This window comes from Pseudomonas sp. RA_35y_Pfl2_P32 (genome assembly GCF_963970735.1).
GTDB lineage: Bacteria > Pseudomonadota > Gammaproteobacteria > Pseudomonadales > Pseudomonadaceae > Aquipseudomonas.
In genome coordinates, this window is sequence record NZ_CAXAQF010000144.1 from 1 (window position 1) to 590 (window position 590).

Consider the following 590-nt stretch of genomic DNA (forward strand, 5'->3'; position numbering starts at 1 on the left):
TCTTCCGCCTCGAACCCGCGCACCGCCTCCAGCAACCGCTTGGCATTGGCGGGCGATGACAGCAAATACAGCGTCTCCTCGATCGACGCCCATTCGCTCGCCGACACCAGCACCGCCCCCTCGCCACGCTGGCGCGTGATGGCGAGCGGGGCGCGGTCGGCGACGACCTTGTCGATCATCGCCTTCAGATTCTCGCGCGCTTCGGAATAGGATACGGCTTGCATCCGCAAACTATGGACAAAACTTTGTCCAATGTCAAGATTTCTGTACCGCCTTCGAAACGACTCCTGCCGACGCGCGCTTTCTGTTACAGTCCCACCAGCATTCCGGGGGGAATCCGCATGATGTTCGGCCTGTCGCTCCACGCCTTCACGCTGCTCCACACCGCGATCAGCCTGGTCGGCATCGCTGCGGGGGTCGTCTTTTTCGCGAGCCTCACAACCGGGCGATGGCGTTCCACCGCCAACGCAATCTTTCTGGTGTTCACGATCCTGACCAGCGTTACCGGCTTCCTGTTTCCGCCCAAACCGATCGGCCCGCCCTTCATCTTCGGCGTCGTTTCGCTGGCATTGCTCGCGGTTGCGCTATTG

General features: G+C 61.7%; 2 protein-coding genes. One reads left to right on the top strand and one right to left on the bottom strand.

Annotation, left to right across the window (positions count from 1 at the left end; translation table 11 throughout):
- The coding region (locus tag AACY45_RS27540; RefSeq protein ID WP_339548617.1) for a type II toxin-antitoxin system Phd/YefM family antitoxin at positions 1–224 on the bottom strand (224 nt) is incomplete at its 3' end.
- Between the two features lie 117 nt (positions 225–341).
- Here AACY45_RS27540 and AACY45_RS27545 point away from each other — a divergent pair.
- On the top strand, positions 342–590 hold a 249-nt coding region (locus tag AACY45_RS27545), incomplete at its 3' end, for a hypothetical protein (RefSeq protein ID WP_339548619.1).